This window comes from Streptomyces sp. SM1 (assembly GCF_002910825.1).
GTDB classification, from domain to species: Bacteria; Actinomycetota; Actinomycetes; order Streptomycetales; family Streptomycetaceae; genus Streptomyces; species Streptomyces okerensis.
Genome location: NZ_NEUB01000841.1, coordinates 1 through 6298, shown reverse-complemented (window position 1 = coordinate 6298; position 6298 = coordinate 1). Strand labels below are relative to the sequence as shown.

At 73.6% G+C, this 6298-nt stretch carries 9 protein-coding genes; 1 reads left to right on the top strand and 8 read right to left on the bottom strand.

The window, feature by feature from the left end; all coding sequences use genetic code 11:
- Position 1: 1 nt before the first annotated feature.
- Genes B9S61_RS27070 through tsaB form a run of 4 tightly spaced genes read right to left on the bottom strand, consistent with a single transcriptional unit; the run spans position 2 to position 2568 of the window.
- A complete protein-coding gene (locus tag B9S61_RS27070; protein WP_103543422.1) occupies positions 2-265 on the bottom strand; it encodes a hypothetical protein in 264 nt (87 codons plus the stop codon).
- Complete coding sequence (gene tsaD, locus B9S61_RS27065) at positions 262-1359, bottom strand: tRNA (adenosine(37)-N6)-threonylcarbamoyltransferase complex transferase subunit TsaD (protein ID WP_103544584.1); 1098 nt, start codon at positions 1357-1359, stop codon at positions 262-264. Before tsaD ends, B9S61_RS27070 begins: the two co-directional genes overlap by 4 nt.
- Positions 1352-1918 carry a ribosomal protein S18-alanine N-acetyltransferase gene (gene rimI, locus B9S61_RS27060; RefSeq protein WP_181007554.1) on the bottom strand — a complete coding sequence of 189 codons (567 nt, stop codon included), beginning with the start codon at positions 1916-1918 and terminating at the stop codon, positions 1352-1354. Before rimI ends, tsaD begins: the two co-directional genes overlap by 8 nt.
- Entirely contained in the window at positions 1915-2568 is a 654-nt protein-coding gene (gene tsaB, locus B9S61_RS27055) for a tRNA (adenosine(37)-N6)-threonylcarbamoyltransferase complex dimerization subunit type 1 TsaB (RefSeq protein ID WP_103544583.1), read from the bottom strand. The genes rimI and tsaB overlap by 4 nt, the downstream gene beginning before the upstream one ends.
- Before the next feature lie 119 nt (positions 2569-2687).
- Between tsaB and B9S61_RS27050 the strand changes: the two genes are divergently transcribed.
- A complete protein-coding gene (locus B9S61_RS27050) occupies positions 2688-3236 on the top strand; it encodes a hypothetical protein (RefSeq protein ID WP_103544585.1) in 549 nt (182 codons plus the stop codon).
- A gap of 82 nt (positions 3237-3318) precedes the next feature.
- Here the strand turns inward: B9S61_RS27050 and B9S61_RS41090 are convergent, their stop codons facing one another.
- The 4 genes from B9S61_RS41090 to alr all read right to left on the bottom strand — a co-directional run.
- Complete coding sequence (locus tag B9S61_RS41090) at positions 3319-3495, bottom strand: hypothetical protein (protein WP_181007553.1); 177 nt, start codon at positions 3493-3495, stop codon at positions 3319-3321.
- Between the two features lie 293 nt (positions 3496-3788).
- Positions 3789-4319: a tRNA (adenosine(37)-N6)-threonylcarbamoyltransferase complex ATPase subunit type 1 TsaE gene (tsaE, locus tag B9S61_RS27045; protein WP_103544582.1), complete on the bottom strand. Its 531-nt coding sequence runs from the start codon at positions 4317-4319 to the stop codon at positions 3789-3791.
- Positions 4288-5517, bottom strand: coding sequence for an alpha/beta fold hydrolase (locus tag B9S61_RS27040; RefSeq protein WP_103544581.1), 1230 nt, complete (start codon positions 5515-5517; stop codon positions 4288-4290). Before B9S61_RS27040 ends, tsaE begins: the two co-directional genes overlap by 32 nt.
- Positions 5514-6298: alanine racemase (gene alr, locus B9S61_RS27035; RefSeq protein ID WP_103544580.1), on the bottom strand; the 785-nt coding region annotated here is incomplete at its 5' end. The genes alr and B9S61_RS27040, both read right to left, overlap by 4 nt.

The following is a 6298-nucleotide window of genomic DNA, read 5'->3' as shown; positions in this document are numbered from 1 at the left end:
GTCAGACCCCGCCGAGCGACTCGAACCGCCAGCGGTGCACCGGACGCGCGATCAGGCCGGCCTCCGGCTCCGGGAGTTCGGGGAGGTCCGCGTCGTACGGGGCGTCCCACCAGGTGACGACCAGGACGCGGTCCTGCGGGGCACGGAAGGTCTCGCGGCGCAGGGGGCGTTCGGTGAACTCCCGTACCCGTTCCTCGGTCCAGGCCAGCAGGTCCGAGGCCCGGCCGGGGACCGCGCGGGCCTCCCACATCAGCGCGACCGTCATGAGTACAGGTTCTCCTTGGCGGTCTCGTGCACATGGTCGTGCGCGTGCGAGGTGCCCGGCACATGGGGTTCGGTGACCGGGAGGGAGGAGTCGGCCGACAGGTCCCGGTCGGAGGCCGGACGGTTACGGGCGACCATCTCCGCGCCCAGCGCGGCCACCATCGCGCCGTTGTCCGTGCACAGCTTGGGACGGGGCACGCGCAGCCGGATGCCGGCCGCCTCGCAGCGTTCCCGGGCCAGGGCCCGCAGCCGGGAGTTGGCGGCCACCCCGCCGCCGATCATCAGATGGTCGACGCCCTCGTCCTTGCAGGCCCGTACGGCCTTGCGGGTGAGGACGTCCACGACCGCCTCCTGGAAGGACGCCGAAACGTCGCGCACCGGCACCTCCTCGCCCGCCGCACGCCTGGCCTCGATCCAGCGGGCCACGGCCGTCTTCAGCCCGGAGAAGGAGAAGTCGTACGCCGGGTCGCGGGGCCCGGTCAGCCCGCGCGGGAACGCGATCGCGTCCGGGTCGCCCTCGCGGGCGTAGCGGTCGATGACCGGTCCGCCGGGGAACCCCAGGTTCATCACGCGGGCGATCTTGTCGAAGGCCTCGCCCGCCGCGTCGTCGATGGTCGCGCCGAGGGGGCGGACGTCGGAGGTGATGTCCGTGGACAGCAGCAGCGAGGAGTGCCCGCCGGACACCAGCAGCGCCATCGTCGGCTCGGGCAGCGCGCCGTGTTCCAGCTGGTCGACGCAGATGTGGGAGGCGAGGTGGTTGACCCCGTAGAGCGGCTTGCCGAGGGCGTAGGCGTACGCCTTGGCCGCCGAGACGCCGACCAGCAGCGCGCCGGCCAGTCCGGGGCCGGCGGTGACGGCGATGCCGTCGAGGTCGCGGGCGCCGACGCCCGCGTCCTTCAGCGCGCGCTCGATGGTGGGGACCATTGCCTCCAGGTGGGCGCGCGAGGCGACCTCCGGGACGACGCCGCCGAAGCGGGCGTGCTCGTCGACGCTGGAGGCGACGGCGTCCGCCAGCAGGGTGGTCCCGCGCACGATGCCGACACCGGTCTCGTCGCAGGAGGTCTCGATCCCCAGTACCAGGGGTTCGTCAGCCATGGATCTCGGTTCCTTGTACGCCGTTCCCGTCGACGGGACTCGCCGGGTTCACTGAGGTGGACGGATCGGTCAGGCGCATCACCAGGGCGTCCACGTTCCCCGGCTGGTAGTAGCCGCGCCGGACCCCGACGACCTCGAAGCCGAAGCGCTCGTAGAGCTTCTGGGCGCGGGCGTTGTCCACCCGGCACTCCAGCATCACCTCGGCGCACTCGAACGCGGTCGCCGCCCGCAGCAGCTCGGTCAGCAGCCGCGAGCCGAGGCCGGTGCCCCAGTGGTCCCGGGTGACGGCGACGGTCTGGATGTCGGCCCCCTCGGCGGAGCCGCCGCCCTCGGACTCCGCGCCCGAGGTGGTCAGGCCCGCGTAGCCGACGATCCGGTCGCCCTCCTGGGCCACGACGTAGTGCCGGGTCGCGCCGGGCCCGCGCGCATGCGCCAGCTCGGACCAGAACATCCCGCGCGACCAGGCGTCCTCGGGAAACAGGTCCCGCTCCAGTTCCAGCACGGAGTCGATGTCCCACCAGCGCATCTCGCGCAGCACGACCGTCTCGGTTCCCGTCACTTCGGGGTGACCACCTTGTAGTTCTTGGGGACCTGGGCATCGGGCCGGCGCAGGTACATCGGCCTGGGCGGAGGCAGTTCCCCGCCCGCCGCGAGCCGCTCCACGGCCAGCCGGGCCAGGGCGGCGGCGGTCACGTGCTCGGGTGCGTGCGCCCGGGGGAAGGTGTCCGGGTACAGCAGCGCGCCGGCGCCGACCGCGGGCAGGCCCGCGACCTCCCCGGCGATGTCGGCGGGCCGGTCCACGGCCGGTTCGGTGAGGCGGGTGCGGGAGTCGGTGTAGCGCGCCCAGTAGACCTCCTTGCGGCGGGCGTCGGTCGCCACGACGAAGGGGCCCTCCAGGTCGGACGCGAAGGCGAGGCCGTCCAGTGTGCACACACCGTGCACGGGCACGCCGAGCGCGAGCCCGAAGGTGTCCGCGGTCATCAGGCCGACCCGCAGCCCGGTGTACGGGCCGGGTCCGACGCCGACGACGATCCCGGTGACGGCGTCCAGCCGCAGGCCTGCCTCGGTGAGGACGCGGTCGATCGCCGGGAGCAGCAGCTCGCCGTGCCGGCGGGCGTCCACCTGGCTGGACGAGGCGATGACGTCGTCGCCGTCGTGCAGCGCGACGGTGACGGCGGGGGTTGCGGTATCCAGAGCGAGCAAGAGCACGCAAACAGCCTACGGCTCCCGCGCCCCGGCCACGGCCGCACCGGCCGGATGGTCACGTACTGCTACCGTCGCGACGGCGGGCGCACATAACGGAGCAGAGCGGGACAGAGGTGACGTCGGTGTCAGGCACCAGCTCGATGATCGTGACGGGGCTGACCGCGGCGGCCCTCGCGACGGTCGGCTTCCTCGGTCATCAGGCGGCGGCGAACGTCCCGCCCGGACTGCGCCACCCGGCGTCCGGGGCGGCGGCCGCGGTACGTCAGGCGCTCCCGGACAAGGACCGCCCCACCGCCCTGCCCGTACGGTCGGGGACGGGCAAGCGGGTCGTGTACTCGCTGAAGGGCGACCGGGTGTGGCTGGTGGAGGCGGGGGACAAGGTGTCGCGCACCTTCGGGGTCAGCCCCGGCACGGTGGACCCGGCCCGGGGAACCTACCGGGTCACGTCCCGGTCCGGGGCGGTCACCGGATCGGACGGGGTCCCCGTCGAGCACGTCGTCCGCTTCACCGGCGTCGACGGCACGGGGATCGGGTTCAGCGCGGCGGTCGACGGTTCGGCACCGGTGCTCGACCCGCAGGGACGCACGGGCGGCATCCGCGAGACGCGCGCGGACGGCGCGGCGATGTGGAAGTTCGCGACGATCGGCAGAACGGTCGTCGTCGTACCGTGAGCCCGCCACCGGCAGGCCCGGGAGCGCCCCGCGAGCCCGCCCCCGCACGGTGATCCCGCGAGCCGTGATCCCCGGTTCGGCGTTACGCCGCCTCGCGGTGGGTCCGCGGCTGCTCCGACTGCCGGGGCGGCGCGGGGGCGCGGGGCGGGGTGGAGACCGCGGCGGCCGCGGCGCAGGCGGCGAGCAGTTCACGCATCGGCACCCCGGAAAGCGACTGCGGCTGCGCCGTGGACCCGGATGAGTTCTGGGTGGCCGGCATGGACGCCTCCTGTGGGCCGGGGGCGGACGTAGTTAGGTAGACCTAACTACGAACTGGATACCATGTGACCACGCCCGGGACGCCGAACGCAACACTTTGCCGACACCTTGTCGGAACGTACGCGGCTCCACGCGGCTCCACGCGGCGCGAACTTGTCGTTCGACTGCGGGGCGTCGGTGGCTGATCGCGCAGTTCCCCGCGCCCCCAAGGGCGACCCCGCAGGGGCGCGGGAAACTGCGCGACCGGCCCGGACGGCGCCGCAGCCGAACGATCACTCCCTGCGGAGCCGTCCGTCAGGACGACAGCACGCTCAGCCCGGCCCCCGCCCACCGCTCACCCAGACCGGTCACGGTCACCCGTCGCACCTCGTCCGTGGTGTCCCCGACCGCCCGGTGGATGCCGACCCGCAGCCGGTCGTCGGTCAGTTCCTCGACCTTGCCCTCGCCCCACTCCACGACGATCACCGACTCCGGCAGCGAGACGTCGAGATCCAGGTCCTCCATCTCGTCCAGTCCGCCGGCCAGCCGGTACGCGTCGACGTGGACCAGCGGTGGACCGTCCCCCAGTGAGGGGTGCACGCGGGCGATCACGAACGTCGGCGAGGTGACCGCGCCCCGCACACCGAGCCCCTCACCGAGCCCGCGGGTCAGTGTCGTCTTGCCCGCGCCCAGCTCGCCGGAGAGCAGGACGAGGTCGCCGGCCCGCAACAGCTTGGCCAGCCCGCGCCCCAGTTCGCGCATCTGTTCGGGGGAGGTGACGGTCAGCTCGACGGAGTTCGCGGCCGGCCCCGGTTCAGCCGGGTCGTACGGTGCTGCTGCTTCCATAGCCATCCACCGTAGCGCCCGCGGGCATCGCGCCCGCGCGCACGAGCAGGTCGGCGAGCCGGTCGGTGACCACCTCCGGGTGCTCCAGCATCACCAGATGCCCGGCGTCAGGGACCAGCACCAGTTCCCCGTCGGGGAGCAGATCGGCGATCGCCTCGCTGTGCTCGCTGGGCGTCACCAGGTCCTGGGTCCCGGCCAGCACCAGCACCGGAAGTCCGGCGAAGTGGGCGAGGGCCTCGGTCTTGTCGTGGTCGTCGAAGGCCGGGTAGTACTCGGCGACCACGTCGATGGGCGTCCCCTCGATCATCCGCTCCGCGAACCGGGCGACGGCGGGGTCCACGTCCCGGGACGCGAACGAGTACCGCTTGATGACCCCCGCGAACAGGTCCGCGGTGGCCCGGCGCCCCTTCTCCACCAGCTCGGCCCGCTGCCCCAGCGCCTTCAGCACTCCCGGCAGCAGTCGCCGCACCGCGTTGACCCCGGCCATCGGCAGCCCGAAGTTGACCTCGCCGAGCCGCCCCGACGACGTACCGATCAGGGCGACACCGGCGCACCGCTCCAGCATCAGCTCGGGATACTGCTCGGCGAGGGCCATCACCGTCATCCCGCCCATGGAGTGGCCGACGAGCACCAGGGGCCCCTCGGGCGCCGCCGCGTCGATGACGGCCTTCAGATCCCGCCCCAGCTGGTCGATGGTGACCGGCTCGTCCCGCTCCGTCTGGGCCGCGCCCCGCGCCGAACGGCCGTGGCTGCGCTGGTCCCAGTACACGGTCCGTACGACGCCCCTGAGCGCGGCCCGCTGGAAGTGCCAGGAGTCCTGGTTGAGGCAGTAACCGTGACTGAAGACGACGGTCACCGGAGCCGGGGACCTGCGGCCGAACAGCCGGCGCCGCCGCGCGGGCGTGGCCTCCGGGTCGGGGTCGAGGTCGTCGACCTCGTAGTACAGCTCGGTGCCGTCGTCGGAGTACGCCCTGCCGGGTGTGCCGCGCAGTGACCCGTACGGACCGGTGGAGTCGAGGGCGAGCCGGGCCTTCTTCCGCATGCCCCGGCCGACCGTCATCCGCTCTATCGCGACACCCGCGGCGGCGCCGGTGGCGAGCACGCCTATCGCGACGCCCGCGACGCCGGTGGCCCGGCGCCAGCCTCCGTGGGAGGCCTCGGCGGCGGAGGCGGCGACCTCCGCGATGCCCTCGCTCACCTGCCGCTCCCCTCGTGTCCCTCGTTCGTGTAGACGCGCGGAACGCGGGTCCCGATCCGGGTGACGATCTCGTACGCGATGGTCCCGGCCGCCTGCGCCCAGTCCTCGGCGGTGGGCTCGCCGCGGTCGCCCGGGCCGAAGAGCACGGCCTCGGCGCCCGCGCCCGGATCGTCCCCGCCCAGGTCGACGACGAACTGGTCCATCGCGACCCGCCCCGCGACCGTACGCCACTTGCCCTCGACCAGCACCGGACCGGCGGAGGAGGCGTGACGCGGGATGCCGTCCGCGTAGCCGAGCGGAACCAGCCCCAGGGTGGTCGCGCCCGGGGTGACGTAGTGGTGGCCGTAGCTGACGCCGTGGCCGCCGGGAACGTGCTTCACCAGGGCCAGCGAGGCGGACAGGGTCATCGCCGGGCGCAGTCCGAAGCCGGCGGAGGTGCCGGTCTCCGGGCTGGGCGAGACGCCGTACATCGCGATACCGGGGCGGACGAGGTCGAAGTGGCTCTCGGGGAGGGTGAGGGTGGCGGGCGAGTTGGCGATGTGCCGCACCTCGGGGTCGGCACCCTGGGCCTCCGCGTACGCCGCCATCTCCCGGAACCGGGACAGCTGGGCGGCGATCGAGGGATGCCCGGGCTCGTCGGCGCAGGCGAAGTGGGACCACAGACCGGTGATCCGCAGCAGCCCCTCGGACTCGGCACGCAGCGCGCCCGCGACCAGCTCCGCCCAGTCGCCGGGCTGGCAGCCACCGCGTCCGAGCCCGGTGTCGGCCTTGAGCTGCACCC